Genomic DNA, 24,112 nt, shown 5'->3' with positions numbered 1-24,112 from the left:
ACGCCGACGCGCTCGTCAGTCCAGCACGGGTCGCCGCACGAGGGAGCGCGGTCGACGGCTCGTCAGGGCACTGCCGGTGGCGACGACGAGGGGAAGCCCGACGACGACGACGACCAGCACCCACCACGGTGGGGTGAACGGTAGGTCGGAGGCCCAGACCATGGCCCCCGTCGGCACCAGGCCCAGGATGGTGCCCAGTACGGCACCCGTGCCGACGACCACCACGCCCTGCCAGAACGACATGGCGCGTCGCTGGGCGTCCGTGCCTCCGACGGCCTGCATGGTCACCTGGTCGCTCAGCCCCTCGGCGCGGGCGAGACCCAGGGCGACCGCGGCTGCCGCGGCACAGACGAGGGTCGTCGCGACGAGTGCCAGCACGAGTGCCAGGTCGAGGCTGCGGTCGACGGGGGTCGTCTCGAACGTCGCCCGGCCGTCGGTGGCGGTGGTGACCGCGGCTCGGAGGTCGGCGGCCTCGTCCTCGGTCGGCTGCCGGTCGGTGGCCATCACCACGGCACGCTGGGTCAGCTCGAACCCCAGTCGCTCGGCGGTCGCGGGGCTCATCAGGACGGCCCCGGTGCTGAGCGTCGTCGGACGCTGGACGACGGCGGGGAGGGACACGGACGTGGTCGGGGTGGCCGAGGCGTCGAAGCCGTCGGCGACCTCGGCCGGGGTGGCGAGACCGATGGTGGCTTCGCCGTCGACGACGAGCGACGGGTCGAAGGCGATGACGCCGCCCGACTCGAACGCGGCTCGGGCGGCCGTGGACGGAGCGGCCCCCAGGGTCACGGCAAGGCCGTCCTCGTCGGTCACGATGATGTTGTCCTGGGACGTGGACGAGCCGAGCGGGTAGGCGCAGGCCGGGTCGGCATCGGTGATCCGCTGCGCCTCGCGGTACGACAACCCCGCGAGGCGCCCCGTCGACGAGTCGCAGCGGTCGGGGACGGTCAGCACGGCCCACGGCGTGATCGCGGCGACCGCCACCGGGGCGCCGTTCGAGTCGTAACCGCTCGGGACCGGGGTCTGCCACACGGTACGGTCGCCCACCGGGAGGTCGCGCGCGACGGCGGCGACGGCCGCGGAGTCGAGCGAGGCCGCCTCGGTCGAGCCGCCCGGCACGCGGAGGTCGGACGCCTGGTCGTACGAGATCGCCACGGTGCCCGCCGGGTAGGGGCGGTAGAAGGAGTCCTCGGACTGTCGTGCGGCCGCGGTCGACATCGAGACGCCGAACACCGCGACGAACACCGCCGTGGTGACGGCCGCCACGGCGGGAGCGGTGCGGGCGACCCCGTGGGCGGCGTCGCGCAGGGCGAGCCTCAACTGCACGGGTGCCGGCGTGGACGCGCGCCCGAGCCGACGGACGAGCGTCGGCACGAGCAGCAGGACGCCGACGAGAGCGGCCACGGCGGAGACCGCGAGGCCGACGAACGCCACCCACCACCATCGTGAGCCGACCGTGACCGATGTGGCGTACGAAACCCATCCCGCGCCGAAGCAGGCGAGCACGCCGCCGACGACGAGGAGGCCGGCGAGCACGGCGGTTCGTCGGCCGCGATCACGACCCCGGTCCGACGCGGCGTCCACCGCGCCGGAGGCCGTCCCGCCGCGCAGCGAGTCCATCACGTCGACCCGGGCGGCACGCCGCGCGGGCACGACGGCCGCGATCCACGACACCGCGACGGCGAAGAGCCCGATGCCCGCGACCGCGACACCGGGGACATGAACGCCCCAGAACGCGAACGGGCCCACGTCGACACCGGCTCGCCGGGAGAGGGCCACGACGCCGATGCCGAGGTCGACGCCCACCGCGAGGCCGGTGACGGCGGCGACGACGCCGACCCACACCCCTTGTCGCGTCACGACGCGCGTCAGCGTGCGCTGATCGGCCCCGACCGCGGCGAGCACGGCCAGGGTGCGGCGTTGCCGACGGGCCCCCACCCCGAAGGCCGCCCCCGCGAGAAGCGCGACCTCGGCGCCGGCGAACACGGCGAAGACCACGCCGAGGGCGGCGTAGGTGCCCGTGCTGCCGTAGCCCGCCTCGCTCTCGAGGCCGGGGGTGCCGTCGGGCGGAGGGTCGGCGACGACCGCGGCCGACCAGACGACGAATCCCGCGCGTCCCAACTCGCGCACCTCGGCCCAGTCGACGGCGTCGCCCACGAGGTACTGCTCGGTCGACGACGAGGAGGCCGTCGACGACGGGTCGGGCAGACCCGCCGCCAGGTCGTCACGGGCGAACACCTGTCGGTCGTCCGTGCCGCCGCCGACCTCGGACATGATGCCGACGACCGTCACCTCGAGGTCGCGTGCACCGTCGGCGCCGGGAACGCGGTGGAGGCTCGTGGTCGACCCGGTCTCGAGCCCGTCGTCGCGGGCGAGGGCGGGCGTGACGAGCACCTCGTCACCCTGCTCGGCGGCCCGCCCCCGCTCGAGCACGTAGCGGCCCTCGAAGGCCGGGTCCGTCACCGGTCCGATCACGACGCCGGCAGGGGACGTGCCGACCCGGGTCCAGAGGGTGCGCAGGGTGAGCGTCCGGTCGACCCCGGGCACGACGTCGGCCGGCGCGCGGTAGGTCACCTCGTCGCCCGACCACTGGTTCAGCCCCCGGACGGACTGCCGGGTCTCGTAGCCGGTCCAGTGCACCCGGGCGGCCGTGTGGCCCAGCGTCGAGGTGATCTCCTGGCGGGTCGTCGGCATCGCACTCGCGACGAGCACCGCCGCCCCCGAGGCGCCGGCCACGGGCAGCGCGATCAGCAGCACGACCATCACGTACTCGCGCAGGCGCTTGAGCACCTGGCGACGCGCGACGAGGCCGCCGACCGTCACCGCGCCTCCGGGGTCAGCAGCGACTCGGGCCCTCGCGGCGCGGACTCGTCCACGAGGCGGCCGTCGCGGAGGAACACGATCCGGTCGGCCCAGGCGGCGTGTCGGGCGTCGTGCGTGACGAGCAGGCCTGCGGCACCTGCGTCGACCCGTTCGCGCAGCAGGCCCATGACCTCGTCGCCCGTGCTGCTGTCGAGCGCGCCGGTCGGTTCGTCGGCGAGGACGAGGCGACGGCTGCCGACGAGGGCGCGCGCGATGGCGACCCGCTGCTGCTCGCCGCCCGAGAGCTCGGCGGGGAAGGCCCGCCCGCGACCGGCGAGGCCGAGGGCGGCCAGGGCGTCGTCGGCGGCACGCCGGGCGGCACGGGTGCCGATGCCGTCGAGTTCGAGCGGCAGGGCGACGTTCTCGGCCGCGGTCAACGTCGAGACGAGGTTGAACTGCTGGAACACGAAGCCGACCGACCGGCGTCGCACCCGGGCGACCTCGGCCGCGCTCAGGTCGGCGAGCCAGGTGCCGTCGACCTGCACGTGCCCGGCGGTCGGCGTCGTCAGGCCGCCCGCGATCGCCAAGAGGGTCGATTTGCCCGAGCCGGACGCGCCCATGACGGCGACCAGTTCGCCCTCGAGGACGGTCAGGCTCACGCCGTCGAGGGCGGTACGGGCGAGGTCGCCGGTTCCGTGTTCGTGCCCCACCCCGAGCAGGGTCAGCACCTCGGCGCGCCCGGTCACGACCGGCCTCGCGCGGTGGGTGCCGGGTCCGGCGTCAGGGCCGGGGATCGGGGCACACCCGTCGTCGGGGCCACGCCCTCGACCGCCCACTGCCGTTCGGTGAGGGACGCACGACGCAGGCTCGACTCGACGTGGTCGAGCCAGCGCACCTCGGCCTCGGCCGCGAAGATCATCGAGTCGACGACGAGGCGCCAGGCGAACTCGCCGGGCGCGCCCGGGTCGCCGCCGGCGTGCTTGGTGCGGGTCAGCCGCTGCAGCTTCGCCAAGGAGGCGCGGCGCTGCGTCTGCACGAGCGTCGCCACGTCCACCCCCGGCAGGGTCGCGGCGAGGGCGAACTTGAGCGGCAGCTCGTCACGGGTGGCGTCGGGGGTGTCGACGGCCGTGCCGAGCCAGCGGGCGACCTCGGCCCGTCCGGCGGCCGTGATGCGCCAGAGCCGCTGCTGCTCGCCCGCGGGCTGCGTGGTGCCCGCCGCCGAGGCCTCGGCTGCGGGTGCCCCTTCGGCCTCGGGCGACGTGTCGTCCGGCGCGGGCTCGTCGCGCTCGACGAGCCCGTCGCGGTCGAGCCGGTCGAGGGTGGAGTACACCTGGCCGACGTTGAGCGGCCAGGTGGACCCGGTGCGCCGGTCGAACTCGCTGCGCAGCTGATAGCCGTAGCCCGGGCCCTGGTCGAGGATCGCCAAGAGGCCGAGTCGCACGGTCATGCGGCCGCCCCGCCGTCCGGTCGTGCCGTCACGTGGCCTCCTGTGATCGAGTGGCGACGTCGCCCTGCGGCGCTCGTGCATACCGAGTATGCCCGGCATCGCGGGCTCCGGCAACCGGTGCCCGGCGACGTCCGTCACCGACGTCCTCGACGACGGCGCCCGACGGTGGTCCGCACCACACGACCGCGCCGCACCGCACCGCCGCACCGCACCACCGGTCACGCCACCGGGCCGGGCCGGGGCCGGAGCCGCGGCCCGGCCTCGGACGCCGACCGACCTAGGATGGTCCGCGACCCGCCGCCGCCCGCCTGGAGGACCCCTCGTGACCAAGGCCCCGACCGTGTACGACGTGGCCGCCCACGCCGACGTGTCGATCGCGACGGTGTCGAGGGTGCTGCGCCGTCCCGACGACGTGCGCCCCGAGACCCGCAGCCGGGTGCTCGAGTCGGTGCGTGCCCTCGGCTACGTGCCGAGCGGCGCGGCCCGCGGCCTCGCCGGGCGGCGCACGGGCGTGCTCGGGCTCTTCCTGCCGGGCCACGACGGCATCGACGGCCCCGAACCCGACTGGGCTCGGGTGTCGGACGCGTCGCGCATCCCGCTGATCGACGACCGCGAGCGCGTGGAGGCGTCGACCGTCGTCGAGCCGGGCCGCGGTGCGACGAGCCTCACCGCGCCTCCTGCGTCCGACCACGGGTCGAACCCGGCGAACCTCTATTTCGACGAAGTGCTGCGCGGCGCCGAGGTCGAGGCCTGGCGGCGGGGATTCGCCCTCATGGTCGCCGCCGGCCGGGGGTCGAGCCGCGAGGTCATGGTCAACGACATCGCGGGCCGGGTCGACGGGCTCGCGGTGCTGGCCCAGACGGTGCCCGGCGACCTGCTCGCGCACGTCTCGCGACGCATCCCCGTCGTCGTGCTCGCCGACTCGAGGCCGGGTGACGACCTCGACCACGTCGGCGTCGACAACGTCGCCGGCATGCACGCCCTGACCGACTTCGTGCTGGGCACGCGGGGCGTGCACGACGTCGCCTACGTCGCCGGGCCGTCCGACTCGCCCGACGAACTCGACCGCCACGCCGGGTTCGACCGGGCCGTCGAGGCGCACCGCGCCGCCGGGGCGCGCGTCACCGTCCGGGTCGAGCCGGGCGAGTTCTCCCGCGCCGGCGGTCGTCGTGCGGCAGCGGCGCTGCTCGAGACCGGCGACCTGCCCCGGGCCGTCCTCTGCGCGAACGACCAGTCGGCGCTCGGTGTGCTCGACGTGTTCGGCGAGCAGGGCGTCGACGTGCCCGGTCGCGTGCTCGTGACGGGTTTCGACGGCATCGACGCCGGCCGGTTCTCCCGGCCCCGGCTCACCACGGTGCGCCAGCCGATGGGTGAACTCGGCCGCATCGCCGTCCGCACGGTCGTCCGACGACTCACCGACCCCGGGGCGCCGCCGCAGCGGGTCACCCTGCCGGTCGAGGTGCTGCTGCGCGAGAGCTGCCCCGCGCTCTGAGAACCGCCCTGTCCGAGTCAGCCCCTACCGAGCCCGCCCTGCCGAGCCCGTCCTACCCGAGCCCGCCCTGCCCGGTGTCGGCGCCGGTGACGCTCCCGTCGTCGGGCCCGAAGACGAAGTAGTGCACGCGCTCGGCGTCGACCCCGTGGCCGATCAGGGCCGCCCGGGCGATCGCCATGAACGGCACCGGTCCGCACAGGAACACCCGGTGCGACGCGGTCAGGTCGACCCGGGCCAGGTCGATCGGGTCGAGGTAGACGCCCGGCCCGTCGATCGACGCCTCGGCCAGCGCGCTGAGCGCCGACAGCGACCCCTGGGTGTAGCTGACCCGCAGGGTCGCGTTCGGCATCGACGCGACCAGCGCCTCGAGTTCGACGCGGTGCGCGTGCCGCTCGGGCGTGCGCTCGAAGTGCAGCGCCGTCACGACGCGGTCGGGCTCGGTCCGGGCCAGGTGGTCGAGCATGCCGAGCACGGGCGTGCAGCCGATGCCCGCCGAGACGAACAGCAGCGGGGCGTCGTCGAGGTCGTCGATGGTCAGCGACCCGATCGGGGGCGAGACGCTCACCACGTCGCCCACCCGCAGCTCGCCCATCAGGTGCGACGACACCTCTCCGTCGGGTGCGGGCGGTTCGCCGACCAGCAAGCGAGCACTGATGCGCCACTGCTCGTCGTGACCGCCGCGCAGGCTGTACTGCCGGATCTGCCGGGCCCCGTCGGCCAGCCGCACCTGCACCGACGCGAACTGGCCGGCGCGGTACCGGGGCAGGGCCTCGCTGTCGGCCGAGACCAGGGTGAGCGCGACCACGTCCTCGGCCTCCACGCGGTGTTCGGTGACGAGGGCCTCGCGCCACTCGTCACCGGGCTCGAGGTCGGCCTGCCGGTAGATCGCCTCGACCGTCGCCACCATCTCGTCGCGGGCCTGACGGTAGACGGCCGCCCAGGCGTCGGCGACGTCGGCCGTGAGGTCCGGGCCGAGGGCGACCGCGAACGCCTCGCCGAGGTGCCGCTCGAACAGGTCGTACTCGTCGCGGGTGACGCCGAGTGCCGCGTGCCGCTGGGCCAATCGCGAGACGATCTCGCCGGGTGTCGCCGGCGCGAGGGTCGGCGCCCCGGCCTGGCGGGCGGCGTCCGCGCCGGACGGTCGGCCCCCCGAGGAGGCGCGGTGCCGGTCGGTCCCCTCGCCGCGCGTCGACCCCGGGGCCGCGTCGAGGACGGCCTGTGCGAGCGCGACGATCGTGCGGGCGAGCTCGCGCTGCTGCCGCCCCTGCGCGAGGTCGCCGCGGTTGAACTGGTCGCGCAGCAGGTCGGGTCGGGTGCCGAACAGGCGGCGGTAGAACTCGTCGGCGATGTCGCGCGACCGCTCGGCGACCACGGGCAGCGAGGCGCGGAGCGCTCGCAGCTGCGTCGTGCTGGCCATGCGGGTCCCTCCGGTCGGCCGGGGCACCGCGACCGGCACCCGACGCCGATTCTGGCGTGCGGGCCCGGGCATCCCCTGACGGTTGGCTCGGCGTCGAACGACCTCGCGCCTCCTCGTCCTCCGGGGTTCGCGGCCCGGAGAGGCGATGACGTGACGCTCACGGTCGGACCCGAGCGGCAGGTCGGCGCGTCTTCTCGAGTTCCCCCTGCTTGCGCCCATGCGATGTATGCGCTTACAGTGGGCCCAGCTCACCTCGACGACGAATGAGAGAACGTGGCGATGACGCACGCGACACCCCCTCGGCGACACCCACGCCGACGCTTCCGCACGCTCGCGGCCCTGGCAGCGGCCACGGCCGCCGTGCTCGTGGCCACCGGCTGCAGCATCCAGATCCGCAGCCAGCCCGACCCCAGCATCGGGGCCGACACGATGCTGATCAACGCCGACAAGGGCAACCCGCAGTTCGAGCGCAACTTCAACCCGTTCCTCACGAACAAGCGCACCGCCTCGACCTGGATCTACGAGCCCCTGCTCGAGATCAACCCGCTCGACGGCGAGATCACGCCCTGGCTCGCGAGCGAGACCGTCCTGCCCGACGCGCGCACGATCGACATGACGATCCGCGACGGCGTCGAGTGGTCCGACGGCACGCCGATGACCCCGGCGGACGTGGTCTACACGTTCGACCTGATCAAGGCGAACCCGTCACTCGACCTCAAGGGCGCCTGGCAGCACATCGACACGATCGAGCAGCAGGGCGACCACGTGGTCTTCCACCTGCAGACCGACGACGTCCCCGCGATGGAGATCATCGGCCAGACGACGATCGTGCCCGAGCACCTGTGGAAGGACGTCGACGACCCCACGACCTTCCGCAACCCCGACCCGGTCGGCACCGGCCCGTTCACGCTCGGCAACTACTCGCCGCAGCAGTACTCTATGGACAAGAACGAGTCGTACTGGCAGGCGGACAAGATCGAGATCGGCCACCTGATCCTGCCCGCCACGAACAACCAGCTCGACACCGTCACGCGCGGTTACGACTGGTCGTACTCGTTCATCAGCGACGTCGAGGGCACCTGGGGCGCTGCCAGCCCCGACAACCAGTTCTGGTTCCCGCCGGGCGGCGTGATCGGTCTCGTGCCCAACCTCACCAAGGCACCCTTCGACGACGTCAACGTGCGTCGCGGCATCGCCCTGGCGCTCGACCGCGGTCCGATCGCCGAGTCGGCAACCGAGGGCTACCTCGAGCCGGCCGGCCAGACCGGGCTCATCCTGCCCAACCAGCAGGACGACCTCGACCCGTCGATCCCGAACGCCGGCGTGATCGAGCAGGACGTCGACGGCGCCCTCGCGGCCTTCGCCGAGTCGGGCTACACGCAGCAGGGTGACGAGCTGGTCGGCCCCGACGGCACGCAGTTGAAGATCACGATCCTCACCGCCAACGGCTACACCGACTGGCTGCGGGCCGTGCAGGAGGTGCGGAGCCAGTTGGGCGCGATCGGCATCGACGTGCAGATCCAGGCTCCCCAGCCGGCCGGCTACCAGTCGGCCATCGCGAACGGCGAGTTCGACATGGCGATGGGCGGCATGGGCAACGGAAACGTCTACCAGGCCTACAACAACCTGCTCAACAGCCAGTTCGCCACCCCGGTCGGCGAGACCACGGCGGCCAACTACGAGCGGTTCAGCGACCCGGCGGTCGACCAGCTGCTCGATGACTGGAAGGCCACGACCGACCCCGAGCAGCAGAAGCAGTACAGCTACCAGCTGCAGAACGTCGTCTACGACCAGCTGCCCGTGATCGGCCTGTACTACGGCGGGCTCTGGGGTCTGTTCAACGACTCGAAGTTCACCGGCTGGCCCACCGCCGAGAACCCGTACATGGCACCGCAGAACTACGACCAGGCACCGCTGCTGATCTTCACGAAGCTCAAGCGCGTCGACCAGAAAGAGGGCGACCAGTGAAGTACGCAGCCCAGAAACTCGGCCTGTTCGTGCTCACCCTGTGGGCCGCGGTCACCCTGAACTTCATCCTGCCGCGGCTGATGCCCGGCAGCCCGACCGACGCCGCGATCGCGAAGTTGTCGCTGAACGGTCCGGTCAGCGCGGCGACCCGTGCCGCCATCGAGGCCCAGCTCGGCGTGCCGGACGGCAACGTGCTGCAGCAGTACGTCAGCTACCTCGGCCAGGTCGTGCGTCTCGACTTCGGCACGAGCTACACGTTCTTCCCCGAGACGGTCGGCCACCTGGTCGGCCAGGCCCTGCCGTTCACGCTGATCCTCGTCGGGGTCTGCACGATCATCGCCTTCGTGCTCGGCACCCTGATCGGCGTCGCCGCGGCGTGGAAGCGCGGCACGTGGCTCGACTCGCTGCCCACCCTGTCGGGCAGCTTCATGAGCACGTTCCCGTACTTCTGGACGGCCCTGCTGCTGCTGTTCTTCCTCGGCTACGTGCTGCACTGGTTCCCGACCACGGGGGCCTACGGCGCGACGACCACGCCCGGGTTCACGCCGGCCTTCGTCGGCGACGCCCTGCAGCACGCGGTGCTCCCGGCCATCACCATCCTGCTGACGAGTCTCGGCGGATGGATCCTCGGCATGCGCAACGCGATGATCTCGACGCTGGGCGACGACTACGTCACCTTCGCCGAAGCCAACGGGCTCAAGGGCCGCACGGTCGCCGTGCGCTACGCAGCCCGCAACGCGATCCTGCCGAACCTGACCGGCTTCGGCCTCGCCCTGGGCGGCGTGGTCGGCGGCTCGATCCTCGTCGAGCAGGTGTTCGGCTACCCCGGCATCGGCTACCTGCTGTTCAACGCCGTCATCGGCCAGGACTACCCGCTGATGCAGGCCCTCTTCCTGATGATCACGGTCAGCGTGCTCGTCGCCAACTTCCTCGTCGACATCTTGTACGGCGTGCTCGACCCAAGGACCCGCCGATGACCTCCACCGTGTCCGTCCACCTGCCCGAGGGCGCGCCTCCCACCGGCCCCGCCGAGCAGAAGGCGCCCAGTCGCTGGCTCACCATCGGCCGCATGGCCGCGACCATCTGGTCGAACCCCAAGGCGAAGATCGGCGTCGTCATCTTCGGCGTCTTCGTCCTCGTCTCGATCTTCGCCCCGCTGCTCGCGCCCTACGGCGGCAGCGAGAACGGCTTCGAGCGCAACGCCGACGCGAGCTGGGCCCACTGGATGGGCACCACGGCCGCCGGTGAGGACGTCCTGAGCCAACTGATCTACGGAGCCCGCATCAGCGTCTTCGTCGGCGTCGTCGCCGGCGTGCTGTCGACGCTGGTCGCCGTCGCGATCGGGCTGAGCTGGGGCTACATGAAGGGCTTCGGCGGCGACGTCGTCGGGTTCATCGTGAACCTGTTCCTCGTCATCCCGGGTCTGCCCCTGATGATCGTCATCGCGGCCTACCTGCAGAACGGCGGCATCACCGTGATCCTCGCGGTGATCGTCATCACCGGCTGGGCCTGGGGTGCGCGCGTGCTGCGCAGCCAGACGCAGTCCCTGCGATCGCGCGACTTCGTCACGGCGGCACGGTTCTCGGGCGAGAGCGCGGGACGCATCGTGTTCCGCGAGATCCTGCCCAACATGACCTCGCTGATCACCGGCTCGTTCTTCGGTGCCGCGACCAGTGCGATCCTCGCCGAGGCCGGCCTCGAGTTCCTGGGGCTCGGCGACTCGTCGATCGTCAGCTGGGGCACGATCCTCTACTGGGCACAGAACTCGAATGCCCTGCTCACCGGCCAGTGGATCCTGCTCTTCGCGCCCGGCCTCTGCATCGCCCTGCTGGCGATGAGCCTGACCCTGATCAACTTCGGCGTCGACGCCGTCGGCAACCCCCGACTTCGCGAAGGCGCGAAGCAGAAGAAGGAGGCGCGCAAGTGACCGCCACGGACCTCACCGACCAGCCCACCGCCTCCTCGCCCTCGTCCTCCGACGACGTGTTGCTCGACGTCCGCGACCTCAGCGTCGTCTACGAGAGCGCCGGCGCGGAGCCGGTGCAGGCCGTCGACCACGTGTCGTTCCGGCTGAAGCGGGGCGAGTTCGTCGGCCTGGTCGGCGAATCCGGCTCGGGCAAGTCGACGCTCGGCTACGCACTGACCCGGTTGCAGAAGCCACCGGCGCGGACCAACGGCGGCAGCATCTGGTTCGACGGCGCGGACGTCCGCGACCTCGACACCGAGGCGCTGCGTCAGCAGCGACAGGGTGGCTTCGCGATGGTGCTGCAGTCGGGAATGAACGCGCTGAACCCGGTGCGCACGATCCGCAACCACTTCGTCGACGTGTTCAAGGCCCACGGCCACGTGCCGCGCGACCGCTGGCACGCCCGCGCCGCCGAGCTGGTCGCCAAGGTCGAACTCGACCCGGGCGTCCTCGCGCGGTTCCCGGGAGAGCTGTCCGGCGGCATGCGCCAGCGCGTCTCGATCGCCCTCGCCCTGTCGCTCGAGCCGCAGCTGATGGTCTTCGACGAGCCGACCACCGCCCTCGACGTGCTCGTGCAGCACGCCGTGATGGACACGATCATCTCGCTCCAGCAGAGCGAGGGCTTCACGGCCGTGCTGATCAGCCACGACCTCGGCATCGTGCTCGAGTCGGCGCAGCGCGTGCTCGTGATGCACGAGGGACGCATCGTCGAGGACGGCCGCTCGGCCGACGTGCTCGCCGACCCGCAGGACGACTACACGAAGATGCTGCTGTCGCACTACGCCGACCCGCGCGCCGAGGTCGTCTCGCTGCCCGGCTTCGAGGACCGTTCGGTCCGTCGGGCCCGGGGCGACCGCCGCGTCGACACGACGACCTCGGTGCCGACCGTCGCCACGCGCGGCCAGCGCACGGCGCAGCACGCGATCACGGCGAGCGGCGTGACCAAGACCTACGCGCCTCCTCGGCGGGGAGACGACCCCGTGCGCGCCGTCCGCGACGTGTCGTTCACGCTCGAACCGGGTCAGTCGCTGGCCCTCGTCGGGCAGAGCGGGTCGGGCAAGAGCACGATCGCCAAGCTCGTCACCGGCGTCGAGAAGCCGACCAGCGGCAGCGTCTCGTTCGGCGACACCGACGTGACGAAGCTCCGGGGGCGCGCGCTCCGCAGCTTCCGCAGCGACGTGCAGATGGTCTTCCAGGACCCGTACGCCGCGCTGAACCCGCTGCACACGGTCGAGTACACGCTGACGCGCCCGGTCGTGAACTACACCGGCCTGACCGGTCAGGAGGCGCGGCGCCGGGTGCTCGAGCTGCTCGAGACGGTCGGTCTGACGCCGGTCGAGCAGTTCGCGGCGAAGCTGCCGCACCAGCTGTCGGGTGGTCAGCGGCAACGCGTCGTGATCGCCCGGGCGCTCGCAAGCGACCCGCAGGTGATCATCGCCGACGAGCCCGTCTCGATGCTCGACGTCTCGCTGCGGGCCGGCGTGCTGGCGCTGCTCGAGGACCTCCGCGAACAGTGGGGCGTGTCGATGCTCTACATCACCCACGACCTGCTCAGTGCCCGGCTGATCACCGACGACATCATGGTGCTCAACCACGGTGCCGTGGTCGAGCGGGGGCACACGGCCGAGGTGCTGCAGCGGCCGACCGACCCCTACACGGTGACGCTGCTCGACGCGGTGCCGAACCCGCGCCGGTTGCACCGCGCCTCCTGACATCTCCCTCGCTCCACCTGAAAGGAACCACCCTGTGCTGACCTTCCCCGACGGCTTCCTGTGGGGAGCCGCCACCGCCGCCCACCAGATCGAGGGCAACAACGTCAACAGCAACTGGTGGGTGCACGAGAACGCCCCCGGCACGACCATCGTCGAGCCGAGCGGTGACGCGGCCGACAGCTACAACAGGTTCCGCGACGACATCCGGCTGCTCGCCGAGCTCGGCCTGAACAGCTACCGCTTCAGCATCGAGTGGGCCCGCATCGAGCCCGAGCGCGGCATGGTCAGCAAGGCGCAGGTCGCGCACTACCGCCGCATGGTCGAGACCTGCCACGAGTTCGGCATCGAGCCGATCGTCACGCTGATGCACTTCACCGTGCCCCGCTGGTTCGAGCGTGACGGCTTCTGGCGCGCGCCCGACGCCGCCGACCTGTTCGCCCGGTACACCGAGCTCGCGCTGCCGGTCGTCGCGGAGGGCGTCCGGTACGTGTGCACCATCAACGAGCCGAACATCGCCGCCATGCTGGCCGGGGGAGAGGACGCCTCGAACCTCGTCGCCTACGGCCTGCCGAACCCCGACCTCGAGGTCGCGGACGCCCTGCTCGCGTCGCACAAGCGCAGCCGCGAGGTGTTGTCGCAGCTGCCGCAGATCAAGTCGGGCTGGACCGTCGCGACCCAGGCGTTCAAGGCCGTCGACGAGCCGGGTGCCGCCGAGAAGACGCGCGAGTACGGCTACGTCCGAGACGACTGGTACAGCGAGATGGCGGCGGGCGACGACTTCGTCGGCGTGCAGGCCTACACGCAGACGTTCGTCGGGCCCGAGGGCCCGCGTCCGGTCGCCGAAGGGCTCGAGACGACGCTGACGGGGTGGGAGTTCTACCCGCCGGCCGCCGCCGAGGGCATCCGGAGCGCCTGGGAGCTGTCGGGCCACGTGCCCGTCATGGTCACCGAGAACGGCATCGCGACCGCCGACGACACTCGACGCATCGCCTACACGCAGGGAGCGCTCGAGCACGTCCACGACACCGTCGACGAGGGCATCGAGGTGCTCGGCTACCAGCACTGGAGCGCGCTCGACAACTACGAGTGGGCCAGTGGGTTCCGCCCCACGTTCGGCCTGATCGGGTGGGACCGCGAGACCTTCGAGCGCACGCCCAAGCCGAGCGCCCGCTGGTACGGCGAGGTCGCGCGCGCGAACGGGTTGGCTCGGGCGTAGGTCCCANCCCGGCCCCGTGGCCGATGCCGCGCCTAGAAGTACGTGATGCCGTGCAGGGGCCGCTCGGGCAGCAGCATCGCGCGGAGCTTCTGCACGGCCCCCTTGCGACGCTCGCGGACGAGCCCCGCGGCGGCCAGCGTGACCGGGTCGAAGCCGCCGAGCCAGAGTGAGCCGAGCGTGGCCACGTCGAGTTCGAGGTCGGCCCGGCGGACGGCCGCCTTCTTCACCGTCGCCTCGCCGGCCTCGCTCGTGACGCGGTACGTGCCGGCGGCGTGCCCCAGGGAGTCGCCGATCGCGATGGTGACGACGCCGTCCGCCGCCCAGGGGCGTGCCTGCAGGGCCGTGACGGGGTCGAGGATGCGGAACCAGACGTGGTCTTCGTCGTGGCGGACGGTCAGGGCACGGCCGTCGACGAGTGCATGGGGCAGCGGGTCGTGCTGCGGGGCGTTCGGGTACCGGATCGTCGAGACCAGGTCGACCGCGAGCAGCAGCTGCCAGAGGCCGAGGTAGGCGTCGTCCGAGGCGGCCACGAGGTCGACGACCACGAGGGTCTGCGTGCCCGTGGCGCCCTCGCCGCCGCCCACCGACTCGACCCGGTACGTGACGTAGCCGTCGACGGTGCCGGTCGCGTCACGGTGCACCGCGGCCCGGACGGCCGGGTCGGGCGTGCCGCGCGCGCGCTCGCGGCCGAGCGCGTGGTCCCAGGCGCCTTCGTGGCGGTCGATCGAGCCGGGGCTGCGGACGTGGAACCGCGCGAAGACCTCGGGGGCGACCTCGGCCAGGGACGCCGTCGTCACCAGCTCGGTGCTGCCCTCGGGCTCGCTCAGCAGACCACCCGCACGACGCGCGTCGACCTCGATCGTGCGCTCGCGCACGCCGACCCCGAAGCCGAAGCGACGGTAGATGGTGCCCTCGCTCGCGGTCAGGGCCGCCACGGCGGTGCCGGCCGCCTTGGCCCGCGCGAGGTCGTCGGTGATCATGCGGCGCAGGATGCCCCGGCGGCGGTGGGTCGGCTGCACGGTGACCCCGGCGATCAGGTCGGCCTCGATCAGGCGCCCGCCGCCGACGTGCAGGGTCTTGTCGAACGAGGCGAAGGTGGCCACGGGCCAGCCCAGCTCGTCGAGCGAGCCGGGGTTCGGGTCGCGACGGTGGACGCCGGTCAGGCGTCGGCCGTCGGCGACGAGGCGGCGCGCGGAACGACCCAGGGCGGCCGTGTCGTCGACGGCGCCGTGGAAGCCCATCGATTCGGCACCGATCCACGCCGCGGTCGCGGCGTCTGCGCGGGGAGTCGCGTCGTCGGCGTCGGCGGCGGTGGCGGTGGTGGCGGGATCGGCGGCGGCCACCGGATCGGCCACGTCCGTCCCGTCGGTGTCGAGCGCGGCCGCGGACGTGCGGAGGTCGTAGTCGTCGTCGAGGGTGCTCACCCGCACAGCCTACGGATCGGCACCGTCGTTGTCGTCGTCCTGAGGACGGACCCCGTGGGGGGAGGGGCGACACCTTGAGGTTCTACGACATGCGAAATATGATGTGAGGAATCATTCATGATCAAGAGGATTCCATGCCCGAGAAAAGCCCGTCGTCCGGCGACGACCGCGACCCGACCACGACCCACCGCGTGCTCGGGACGCCCTCCGCCTCCGCCCCCGTCACGCGCTCGGGCCCGACCCCGGTCGACGGGGTCGACCCCGACGACGGTCTCGCGACGCTCGGTCTCGGCGAACCCCGGTCGCGGCGTGAACTGCGCCAGCGTGAGCAGGTCGAGTCGGGCGCGACTCAGCGCCGCCGACGTCGCCGGTGGATCGCGGTCACGGCCTGGATCACCGGTGTCGTCGTGGGGCTGCCGACCGTCGGCGCGTTGTTCGTCGCGGGCTACCTGGGGCACATCGCCTCGACCTACGGCGACCGGACGACGACCATCGAGCAGGCCTTCCCCGCCGAGGTCGATCGCCCGGTGGCCGACGAGACCGGGGCGTTGAACGTCCTCCTGCTCGGCTCCGACACCCGCGAGGCCGGGGCCGCGGGTCGCTCCGACTCGATGATGCTCGTGCACCTCCCCGCCGACCGCCGGGCCGCGTACGTCATGTCGATCATGCGTGACAGCTGGGTCGACGTGCCCGGTCACGGCATGGCGAAGATCAACGCCGCCTACAGCTGGGGTGGCGTCCCCCTGACGGTGCAGACCGTCGAACAACTGCTGCAGGTGCGGGTCGACCACGTGGCCGAGATCGACTTCGCCGGGTTCCAGGCCATGACCGACGCCCTCGGCGGGGTCGACGTCGTCTCCGAGAAGGCGTTCACGGTCAAGGGGCACGACTTCGTCGCCGGCCCGAACCACCTCGACGGGCGGCAGGCCCTCGACTTCGTCCGGGCCCGTCACCCGTTCGCCGACGCCGACCACCAGCGGGTGCGCAACCAGCAGGCGTTCATGCGGGGTCTGATCGACGGCGTCGTCGACCGGGGCACGCTCAGCTCACCGGCCACCGTGTCGGACTTCGTCGGAGCCGTCACCGAGCACCTCTCGGTCGACCCCGGACTCACCTTCGGTCGTCTGGTCGAGATCGGGTGGGGCTCCCGGTCGCTGTCACCGTCGGCGGTGCAGACCTTCACCCTGCCCACGGCGGGTGGAGGCGTCGCCGCCGACGGGCAGTCGTACGTCCAGCTCGACGTCGAGGCGCTCTATCCGCTGCGCGAGGCCCTGCAGGACGACACCCTCGGCGAGTACCTCACCGCGCCTCCTGCGCCGGAGCCCGCCGTCGAGTGACCTCCGTGCCGGCTGGCGACCGGCCGACGTCGAACTGCTCGACGTCTCGCCGTCGGACCTCCGCGCGACCCGACCGCGCCCGACCTGACCCCGCCCGAACCCGCGCGACCCGGCGTCTCGCCGTCCGACAGCGCGCCGACGACGCACGACGGCCCGCCACCTGACGTGGCGGGCCGTCGTGCGGAACGGGAACGCGAGCGAGAGGGGGACGAGTGGCCCCGATGCCTCAGCGGTGCCGGTCCGCGGCGAGGACGCGGTCGAACAGGTGCGGGGCGGCATCGTCCTGTGCCCGCTCGAACGCGTCGGCGGCTCCTTCGCGGAGGGCCAGGCGTGCGTCCTCGTCGAGGGCGACGAACCGCGCGATCGTGGCCGCCCACGCGTCCGCGGTGACGTCCGGGACCACGAGGCCCGCGCCTCCCGCGATCGCACTCGTCCACGGGGTCGTGTCGGCGACGAGCAGGGGGCAGCCGACCGAGAGCACCTCGGCCAGGGCGTGCCCGAACGATTCGCCGAGGGTGCCCATGAACGCGACGTCGTACCGGGACAGTGCCGTCTGGACGTCGTGGTGGTCGAGCAGCCCGGTGAACGCGACCGTGATGCCTTCGGGCAGTCCGGCGGCCAGCCGTCGGCACTCGGCGACGAACGCGGCGTCCTCGGGCGGGCCGACCACGTCGAGGTGCAGCCGGGTGCCCGCGGGCAGCCCGGCCAGCCCTCGCAGCACCAGGTCGAGGCCCTTGAGGTGGGTGAGGCGACCGTAGCTGACCGCCCTCAGCACCGGTGCCGGTGCCGGTGGCGTTCGTCGGGCGGTCGCCGGCAGCGGGGACCGAGGGGTGTCGACGACGACCCGGGTGGTGGGGCCCCACACGGCGCGGATGTCGTCGGCCTCTTCTGGCATGGCGGCGTGCCAGATGACGCCACGGTGCAGACCGAGCAGTCGGAAGGCGGCGATGTAGGCCTTCTTCTTCACGGCCTTCGATCCCAGGGCCCAGCTGCCGAATTCGCCCCGGGGTGCGATCACGATGCGCGCACCACGCCACCAGCCGACGCGGCCGAGCAGCCGCGGGGCGAGCGACAGGGCCATGCCGAAGAAGGTGTTCAGGCACACGTAGTCCGGACGCCGGGCCCGGACCGCCGCGAAGGCTCGCAGAAGGGCGGGCACCGACGTCGTGTCGGCGAAGAACACGGGCACGTCGCCGTGACGGGTCCACTCGCCCGAGGGGACGTCGAGGCGCGTCGCGGAGCCGACGTCCCGGTCGCGGGTGAGGACCAACACCCTCGTGCCGTCGGGGATGCTGGCCGTCTGGGCGTCCAGGCTGCGGATCGGCCCGCCCCCGGCCGAGGCCGGCGGGAAGTGCGGAGCGAGGACGGCGAAGAGGGGGGTCATGAGGTCACCTTCGAACGGGAGGGGGCGGACGGGACGAGGCAGAGGGCGGTCGACGGGGCGAGGTCCGGCGCGGGGTCGCGTCGACGCAGCACCGGGTCGGTCCCGACGACCCCGCGCCAGACGCAGAGGGAGACGAGCAGCATCGGGCTGATCGGACTCAGCAGCCAGGACTCGCCGGTGCTGTGGACGAGCAGGGCGAGCGTGACGGTCCACGAGCTCCACCCGCCTCTGCCGGCCGGGAGCACGAAGGCCGCGGCCATCCCGGCGAACGCGATCGCACCGGCGAGGCCGGCGTGGACGAAGGCCATGACCGGGCTGCTCACGTGGGTGCCGTGCTCGTTGCCGATGCCGATGCCGATCTCGGGCCGACGGCGCAGGACCTCCACGGCGAGGTCGGTCGTCGCCGAGCGGGAGTCGGTGCCACGCAGGAGACCGTCGAGCGCGGTCTGCACCTCGGGCTGCCAGGCCCAGAGGCACACCACGCCGACGGCGACCACGAACGCGACGAGCACGAGGGTCGCCGATCGCCGCGCGACCAGGACGATCACGACGACGATCAGCAGCGCGAGAGCGCTCGTGCGACTTCCGCTCCAGGCCAGGGCCGCGGTGACGCCCACCACGGCGATCACCGTCGAGGACGTGCCCCGCGGGCGCAGCAGGGTCAGCGTGCCGAGGGCCAGCGCCACGAAGCCCGTGGAGTTCGCGTTCTCGAACGCGCCCCGGAGCCTGCCCATCTCGAGTGCCGTGTCGGGCGTCAGCACGCCCAGGGCGAGCGAGACCAGGACGCTCGCCGTGAGGACCCGACGGCAGGCGACGAGGAACACCGCCGGATCGAGACGCCGCAGGGCGAACAGCAGGGCCGAGGTGACGGCCACGAGCGAGGCGAGGGTGACGATCCCGTCGACCCACTGGCCGTGGAAGAAGGTGCCCACGACGACGTAGAGGGCGATCGAGGCCATCAGACCTCCGAGCCAGGCCACGTCGTCGCGTCGAGGCGCGCGCGTTCGAGCCGCGGCCACCACGACGAGTGCGACGCCGACGACCCGCACGCCCAGGGCGGCGACCGTGCTGTCGCCGAGGGGGGTCAGCGTCGCGACCAGCGCCAGGAGCCCGATCGTGACGAGGACGCTCTCGCTCGTCGTTCCCCTCGGCGCCCTCATGCCGTGCCGCCGAGAGGGGGCACCACGTCGCGCGAGGCGAGCCGTCGGACCTGCAGCACGAGGCGCGCCGTGGCTCCCAGGGCGAGCGGTGCGGCCACGGTGGCGACGAGGGTCCAGGACTCGTCGCCCGCGACGATCACACCCAGGCCCGTGGCGGTCAGGCCGACGACGGAGGCGAGAGAGCCCGGGCCGAGCAGTCCGCTGCCGACGAGCATCGAGGTCGCGTACACCGAGAGCCCCACGACGGCACCCGCGGTGGCGCCGGTCACGCCACCGACCAGTGTTCCGGCGAGGACGAGTCCGACGGCTACGCCCGCGGTGAGCAGGGACCGTCGCGCGATCAGGGCCGTGTGCAGTCGGAACTGGTGCAGCCACGACGAGACGAGACCGATCGACGAGAGGCAGACGCCGGCCGTGACGGCCACCACGAGGCGGCCGTCCACCAGGCCGGACGGCAGGGCCCAGCGCAGCAGGGCCAGATCACCGAGGCACAACGTCACGACGGCCCAGGCCCCGACGGCGAAGCAGCCCCCGACGAGGAGGCGCGCGACGGTCAGGACCGCACCCGCGCCTCCTGAATCCCACGTCCGGCGCAGACGCGGGTACGCCAGTGTCGTGCCCAGGTTGAGACACGCGGCAACGAGGGCGGCGACCTGCGTCGCGGCGCCGAGCGCACCGGTCGCCGCCGTGCCGAGCAGGGCGGTCGCGACGAGGAGGGGCGCGACGGACTGCACCTGGATGCCCAGTTGGCCGACGGCCAAGCCTGCTCCGAGCCGCAGCGTCGGGCGGTGCACGTCGGGGGTCACGTCGTCGCCACCGGCCGGTGCCGACGGTTCGGCGTCGTCCGCGGAACGGCGTCGCGGCGCGGCGACGATGGCGACCACCGCGGAGGCCACGCCCGCCGTCGCCACGGCGAGGGGCGCCGACCATCCGGCCACGAGGGTGCCGAGCAGCACGACGGTGCGAGTGGCCGTGCTGGCCAGCAGGGCAGCGGTGTACCGCCACTCCCGACCCCACATGAGCCAGGCGACTGCCGAGAGGCGGTTGACGGTCACGCCGAGGGTCCACCCCGCGACACCGACGGCCAACTCGAGCAGTCCCGAGGTGGCGCCCGCGCCGACGAGCGCCACCGCCCCCACGGTGAGACCGAGGATCGTCCACCGGACCGCCCACCGGTAGTGCCGACGGGCGTCGACGGCCCCGGGGTGCCGCTGGAACGCCAGGACGGCCGGGTCGGCGACGAACAGACCGACCAGGCCCGCGAGCTGGACGGACGCAGGCACGACCGAGAACTCGTCGGCGGGCAGCAGCCGGGCGACAAGGGGGATCTGCACGGCGGCGAGCACCAGGGACGTCGCGCGCGCCGTGGCGACCGCGCCGCCGGCGACGAGCAACGCGCCGAGCGAGCTCGTGCGGCGGGCGCGGGCGGTCGTCATCGGACGGGTGGACGGAGGCCGAGACGGCCGTGGTGGCTCCGGGCGGTGCCGAGCACGAACGAGACGACCCGGTGAGAGGTGTCGTCGATCCGGTACTCGTCCGGAGCGGCGGGACGGTGACCGTCACGGACCCGGGCCATCGCGTAGCCCACCGCCTCGACCAACGCGTGTCGTCCCAGGGTGGACGTGATGATCGCCCCCGAGTCGAGGGCCTCGGGACGTTCGATCCGGTCGCGCACGGTGACGGCGGCGAACCCGAGGATCGACGCCTCCTCGCTGATGGTGCCGCTGTCGGAGACGACGACGGCGGCCGATCGCTGCAGGGCGTTGTAGTCGTGGAACCCGAACGGCTCGTGGAAGACCAGCCCGGTCGTGTCGACGCCCCCGAGCTCGTCGAGTCGGCGACGGGTGCGGGGATGCGTCGAGACGAGGACGGGGAGGTCGAGATGGCGAGCGAGGTGCACCAGGGCGTCCAGCGAGTCGGTCAGCCGTTCGGCGTCGTCGACGTTCTCCTCACGGTGGAGGCTGACCAGCACGTAACGCCCCGGTTCGAGACCCTCGCGGGCCAGGACGTCGCTCGCGGCGATGCCGTCGGCCGCCGAGTCGAGCACCTCGCGCATGGGCGAGCCGGTCAGCAGGATGCGCGACGGGTGGATGCCCTCGGCCAGCAGGTTGCGGCGGGCGTGCTCTGTGTAGACCAAGGCGTAGTCGGCCACGTGGTCGACCAGTCGGCGGTTGGTCTCCTCGGGCACGTTCTCGTCGAACGACCGGTTGCCGGCCTCGAGGTGGAACACGGGGATGCGCATGCGCCTCGCGACGACGGCCGCGACACAGCTGTTCGTGTCGCCGAGCACCACCACGGCGTCGGGTGCCTCGGCGAGCAGCACGCGCTCGGTCTCGATCACGACGGTGCCGAGCACGCGGCCAAGCGACGACGTGTCGATGTCGAGCACGTGGTCCGGAGCGCGCAGGCCCAGATCGTCGAAGAAGACCTGGTTCAGGGTGTGGTCGTGGTTCTGGCCGGTGTGCACGAGCACGTGGTCGACGTGGTCGTCGAACCGTCGGATGACGGCGGCGAGTCGGATGATCTCGGGGCGGGTGCCGACGATCGTCATCACTTTGAGCGGGCGGGTCATACGTCCTCCTGGTAGGTGTCGGGTCGGGCGGGGTCGAAGGGTTCGTCGACCCAGAAGATGGTCTGCACGGGGCGATCGCCGACGGCGACGATGGAGTGCGCCCACAACGTCGGGATGTCGACCACGACCGGGTGGTCGCCGGACACGGGGATCTCGACGACCTCGTCGGTCAGCAATCGGCGGAGCCTGATCACGGCGTCGCCGCCGACGACGCAGAAGCGCTCGACCTTCCGGCGGTGGACGTGTTGGCCGCGCGTGACGCCAGGGGCGGTGGTCGAGTACGACGTCTGCCCGCCCCCCACGTCGGAGCGGACGATCTCGTGGAACGCGCCGCGGTCGTCGACGTGACCCTCGAGGTCGATCACGGGCCGACCGGCGAACGAGAACGACCGATAGACGTTGACGAGATCTCGTCGCAAGCCCCCGTCGAGGGCGGGCACGGCGACTCCCGTGTACTCGCGATCGATCTCGATCAGCTCGCTCATGATCTCGGAGACCAGCCGCCAGTGCGCTGCCGACGCGAGCTCGGAGGCGGGGCGCTCGCCGAGGACGAACTCCGCCGAGGTCTGAGCCGAGACGAAACCACAACGGTTGTCGACGAGGAGTCGCGGTTCTCGGCCCGACGTCAGGTCGTCGCAGAAGGTCGCCACGCAGCTGTTGTACTGCGGCCGTCCGTGCTCGCCGAAGACGTTCGGCAGCCGCAGGTCGACCAGGTCGGCGCCCACCGCGTCGGCGGCGACCTGGAGGACCTCGAAGGCTCGCTCCTTGCCCTGGCCGTACGCGGTGGCGGCGCCCGACTGGACGGAGTTCGCGTAGACGATCGTGGCCGGCGGACTGTCGGACGTCGTGACGGCCCGGGCGAGTTGCTCGGCGAAGAGGACGTTGCCGTCGCGCAGGTCGTCGTCGCTCGCCCGGCTCACGCCCGCGAGGTGCAGGACCCGGTCGGCCCCGTCGACGGCCGAGGCGATCGAGGCGGGGTCGGCGTCCCGCCCGAGTCGGATGCGCCGGGCTTCGTCGTGCCCGCGGAGGTGCGCGAGCGCGCGGACGTGCCAGCCGAGGAACCCGCCGGCGCCGGTCATGACGTCCATCAGGCGGCCGCCCCGTCGACGAGGCCGGCCCGCGAGAGCTCGCGCCGCACCTCGGGAAGCTGCAAAAGCATGCGGCGGACCGCGGCGACGTCGAGCCGCTCGACCGTGTGCGAGTCGTAGTCCCGGGCCGCGTCGACGGTGTGGTCGCCGTCGTCGGCGTACTCGCCGTAGTTGAGGTCGCGGCCGTCGGCGGGGATGCGGAAGTACTCGCCGTGCTCTTCGGCGCGGGCCAGCTCGTCACGCGTGGCGAGAGCTTCCGAGATCTTCTCGGCGTGACGACTGCCGATCACCTTGAGCGGGCGGTCGACGCCGAAGAGCGACTGCAGGGCCACGGCGAGATCACCGATCGTGCACGACGGGGCCTTGCGGATGAAGAGGTCGCCCTGTTCGGCGTGCCCGAAGGCGTGCTCGACCAGGTCGACGCTGTCGGCGAGCGACATCATGAAGCGGGTCATGTGGGGGTTGGTCACCGACAGCTGCGTGCCGGCCTTGATCTGCGAGATGAACAGCGGGATGACGGACCCGCGGCTGTACATCACGTTGCCGTAGCGCACGCACGACACGGTCGTCGTGGCCTTCGCGTCGTTCAACCCGTGGGACCGCGCGACCTTCTCCATCATCGCCTTGGTCATGCCCATAGCGTTGACCGGGTACACGGCCTTGTCGGTGCTGAGGCAGACCAGCGACGTCACGCCGTTCTCCTCGGACGCGCGGACGACGTTCTCGCTGCCCAGCACGTTGGTCTTGACCGCCTCGAGCGGGAAGAACTCGCATGACGGCACCTGCTTCAGGGCGGCGGCGTGGAAGACGTGGTCGACGTTCCGGGAGGCGCGGCGCACGCTCTCGAAGTCGCGCACGTCACCGACGTAGAACCGCACCCGAGGGTCGGACAGCTCGTGGCGCAGGGCGTCCTGTTTGGCCTCGTCGCGGCTGAAAATGCGGACCTCGGCGACGTCGCCGTCGAGGAGTCGGCGCGTGACGGTGCGGCCGAAGGAACCCGTGCCACCGGTCACGAGGACACGGCGGCCGGCGTGGCCGCCGAGTGGACCGGGCCCGTCGGGCCCGGTCGGCGTGCGGTGGTGCGTCGTGGTGGTCATGGCGTCTCCCGTGCTCGGCTGCTGCCGGTTGGT

General features: G+C 72.4%; 18 protein-coding genes. 7 read left to right on the top strand and 11 right to left on the bottom strand.

Translation table 11 applies throughout. From position 1 onward, the window contains the following. Positions 1–15: 15 nt before the first annotated feature. From IFT88_RS14025 to IFT88_RS14015, 3 genes are read right to left on the bottom strand one after another with little or no spacing between them, the layout of a single operon-like run. Complete coding sequence (locus IFT88_RS14025) at positions 16–2,820, bottom strand: FtsX-like permease family protein (RefSeq protein ID WP_192121300.1); 2,805 nt, start codon at positions 2,818–2,820, stop codon at positions 16–18. After that, positions 2,817–3,545 carry an ABC transporter ATP-binding protein gene (locus IFT88_RS14020; RefSeq protein WP_043594069.1) on the bottom strand — a complete coding sequence of 243 codons (729 nt, stop codon included), beginning with the start codon at positions 3,543–3,545 and terminating at the stop codon, positions 2,817–2,819. The genes IFT88_RS14025 and IFT88_RS14020 overlap by 4 nt, the downstream gene beginning before the upstream one ends. Next, the gene (locus tag IFT88_RS14015; protein ID WP_192121298.1) at positions 3,542–4,246 is read right to left on the bottom strand and encodes a PadR family transcriptional regulator; all 705 of its coding nucleotides are present in this window, start codon (positions 4,244–4,246) and stop codon (positions 3,542–3,544) included. Before IFT88_RS14015 ends, IFT88_RS14020 begins: the two co-directional genes overlap by 4 nt. Before the next feature lie 322 nt (positions 4,247–4,568). Here IFT88_RS14015 and IFT88_RS14010 point away from each other — a divergent pair, with 322 nt between their 5' ends. Beyond that, positions 4,569–5,738 carry a LacI family DNA-binding transcriptional regulator gene (locus IFT88_RS14010; protein ID WP_056230076.1) on the top strand — a complete coding sequence of 390 codons (1,170 nt, stop codon included), beginning with the start codon at positions 4,569–4,571 and terminating at the stop codon, positions 5,736–5,738. Positions 5,739–5,790: 52 nt separating this feature from the next. On the opposite strand, the gene IFT88_RS14005 is transcribed toward IFT88_RS14010, so the two are convergent. Further along, positions 5,791–7,155 (bottom strand): globin domain-containing protein, encoded by a 1,365-nt coding sequence (locus IFT88_RS14005; RefSeq protein WP_192121294.1) that lies wholly within the window; start codon positions 7,153–7,155, stop codon positions 5,791–5,793. Positions 7,156–7,434: 279 nt separating this feature from the next. Here IFT88_RS14005 and IFT88_RS14000 point away from each other — a divergent pair, with 279 nt between their 5' ends. The 5 genes from IFT88_RS14000 to IFT88_RS13980 are packed head-to-tail and all read left to right on the top strand — an operon-like array spanning position 7,435 to position 14,017. After that, complete coding sequence (locus IFT88_RS14000; RefSeq protein ID WP_056230073.1) at positions 7,435–9,123, top strand: ABC transporter substrate-binding protein; 1,689 nt, start codon at positions 7,435–7,437, stop codon at positions 9,121–9,123. Beyond that, positions 9,120–10,100 (top strand): ABC transporter permease, encoded by a 981-nt coding sequence (locus IFT88_RS13995; protein WP_043594062.1) that lies wholly within the window; start codon positions 9,120–9,122, stop codon positions 10,098–10,100. The genes IFT88_RS14000 and IFT88_RS13995 overlap by 4 nt, the downstream gene beginning before the upstream one ends. Then, the gene (locus IFT88_RS13990; RefSeq protein WP_192121292.1) at positions 10,097–11,050 is read left to right on the top strand and encodes an ABC transporter permease; all 954 of its coding nucleotides are present in this window, start codon (positions 10,097–10,099) and stop codon (positions 11,048–11,050) included. The genes IFT88_RS13995 and IFT88_RS13990 overlap by 4 nt, the downstream gene beginning before the upstream one ends. Next, positions 11,047–12,801 (top strand): dipeptide ABC transporter ATP-binding protein, encoded by a 1,755-nt coding sequence (locus tag IFT88_RS13985; protein WP_192121290.1) that lies wholly within the window; start codon positions 11,047–11,049, stop codon positions 12,799–12,801. The genes IFT88_RS13990 and IFT88_RS13985 overlap by 4 nt, the downstream gene beginning before the upstream one ends. 34 nt (positions 12,802–12,835) lie before the next feature. Beyond that, the gene (locus IFT88_RS13980; protein ID WP_192121288.1) at positions 12,836–14,017 is read left to right on the top strand and encodes a family 1 glycosylhydrolase; all 1,182 of its coding nucleotides are present in this window, start codon (positions 12,836–12,838) and stop codon (positions 14,015–14,017) included. A gap of 32 nt (positions 14,018–14,049) precedes the next feature. Here the strand turns inward: IFT88_RS13980 and IFT88_RS13975 are convergent, their stop codons facing one another. Beyond that, the gene (locus IFT88_RS13975) at positions 14,050–15,441 is read right to left on the bottom strand and encodes a GNAT family N-acetyltransferase (RefSeq protein ID WP_192121286.1); all 1,392 of its coding nucleotides are present in this window, start codon (positions 15,439–15,441) and stop codon (positions 14,050–14,052) included. A gap of 134 nt (positions 15,442–15,575) precedes the next feature. On the opposite strand from IFT88_RS13975, the gene IFT88_RS13970 reads away from it, so the two are divergent. Continuing rightward, complete coding sequence (locus IFT88_RS13970) at positions 15,576–16,778, top strand: LCP family protein (RefSeq protein ID WP_192121284.1); 1,203 nt, start codon at positions 15,576–15,578, stop codon at positions 16,776–16,778. 226 nt (positions 16,779–17,004) lie between these two features. Here the strand turns inward: IFT88_RS13970 and IFT88_RS13965 are convergent, their stop codons facing one another. The 6 genes from IFT88_RS13965 to IFT88_RS13940 are packed head-to-tail and all read right to left on the bottom strand — an operon-like array spanning position 17,005 to position 24,079. Next, the gene (locus IFT88_RS13965; RefSeq protein WP_192121282.1) at positions 17,005–18,162 is read right to left on the bottom strand and encodes a glycosyltransferase family 4 protein; all 1,158 of its coding nucleotides are present in this window, start codon (positions 18,160–18,162) and stop codon (positions 17,005–17,007) included. Continuing rightward, positions 18,159–19,322 carry a hypothetical protein gene (locus IFT88_RS13960; RefSeq protein WP_192121280.1) on the bottom strand — a complete coding sequence of 388 codons (1,164 nt, stop codon included), beginning with the start codon at positions 19,320–19,322 and terminating at the stop codon, positions 18,159–18,161. Before IFT88_RS13960 ends, IFT88_RS13965 begins: the two co-directional genes overlap by 4 nt. After that, positions 19,319–20,758 (bottom strand): hypothetical protein, encoded by a 1,440-nt coding sequence (locus tag IFT88_RS13955; protein WP_192121278.1) that lies wholly within the window; start codon positions 20,756–20,758, stop codon positions 19,319–19,321. Before IFT88_RS13955 ends, IFT88_RS13960 begins: the two co-directional genes overlap by 4 nt. Next, positions 20,755–21,894 carry a non-hydrolyzing UDP-N-acetylglucosamine 2-epimerase gene (wecB, locus tag IFT88_RS13950; RefSeq protein WP_192121276.1) on the bottom strand — a complete coding sequence of 380 codons (1,140 nt, stop codon included), beginning with the start codon at positions 21,892–21,894 and terminating at the stop codon, positions 20,755–20,757. The genes IFT88_RS13955 and wecB overlap by 4 nt, the downstream gene beginning before the upstream one ends. Then, a complete protein-coding gene (locus IFT88_RS13945; RefSeq protein WP_192121274.1) occupies positions 21,891–22,982 on the bottom strand; it encodes a polysaccharide biosynthesis C-terminal domain-containing protein in 1,092 nt (363 codons plus the stop codon). Before IFT88_RS13945 ends, wecB begins: the two co-directional genes overlap by 4 nt. Continuing rightward, positions 22,982–24,079: a polysaccharide biosynthesis protein gene (locus IFT88_RS13940; protein ID WP_192121272.1), complete on the bottom strand. Its 1,098-nt coding sequence runs from the start codon at positions 24,077–24,079 to the stop codon at positions 22,982–22,984. The genes IFT88_RS13945 and IFT88_RS13940 overlap by 1 nt, the downstream gene beginning before the upstream one ends. Positions 24,080–24,112: the final 33 nt, after the last annotated feature.

Source organism: Frigoribacterium sp. CFBP 8751 (assembly GCF_014841545.1).
Taxonomy (GTDB): Bacteria; Actinomycetota; Actinomycetes; order Actinomycetales; family Microbacteriaceae; genus Frigoribacterium.
The sequence above is the reverse complement of the archived record's forward strand: the minus strand, read 5'-3'. Positions and strand labels throughout refer to the sequence as shown.

What these genes read in the sequence shown, in the direction of transcription:
- IFT88_RS14015 (WP_192121298.1), bottom strand. Translation starts at nt 4,246, where the DNA reads ATGACCGTGCGACTCGGCCTCTTGGCGATCCTCGACCAGGGCCCGGGC.
- IFT88_RS14005 (WP_192121294.1), bottom strand. Translation starts at nt 7,155, where the DNA reads ATGGCCAGCACGACGCAGCTGCGAGCGCTCCGCGCCTCGCTGCCCGTG.
- IFT88_RS14000 (WP_056230073.1), top strand. Translation starts at nt 7,435, where the DNA reads ATGACGCACGCGACACCCCCTCGGCGACACCCACGCCGACGCTTCCGC.
- IFT88_RS13990 (WP_192121292.1), top strand. Translation starts at nt 10,097, where the DNA reads ATGACCTCCACCGTGTCCGTCCACCTGCCCGAGGGCGCGCCTCCCACC.
- IFT88_RS13970 (WP_192121284.1), top strand. Translation starts at nt 15,576, where the DNA reads ATGCCCGAGAAAAGCCCGTCGTCCGGCGACGACCGCGACCCGACCACG.
- IFT88_RS13965 (WP_192121282.1), bottom strand. Translation starts at nt 18,162, where the DNA reads ATGACCCCCCTCTTCGCCGTCCTCGCTCCGCACTTCCCGCCGGCCTCG.
- IFT88_RS13960 (WP_192121280.1), bottom strand. Translation starts at nt 19,322, where the DNA reads ATGAGGGCGCCGAGGGGAACGACGAGCGAGAGCGTCCTCGTCACGATC.
- IFT88_RS13955 (WP_192121278.1), bottom strand. Translation starts at nt 20,758, where the DNA reads ATGACGACCGCCCGCGCCCGCCGCACGAGCTCGCTCGGCGCGTTGCTC.
- wecB (WP_192121276.1), bottom strand. Translation starts at nt 21,894, where the DNA reads ATGACCCGCCCGCTCAAAGTGATGACGATCGTCGGCACCCGCCCCGAG.
- IFT88_RS13945 (WP_192121274.1), bottom strand. Translation starts at nt 22,982, where the DNA reads ATGGACGTCATGACCGGCGCCGGCGGGTTCCTCGGCTGGCACGTCCGC.
- IFT88_RS13940 (WP_192121272.1), bottom strand. Translation starts at nt 24,079, where the DNA reads ATGACCACCACGACGCACCACCGCACGCCGACCGGGCCCGACGGGCCC.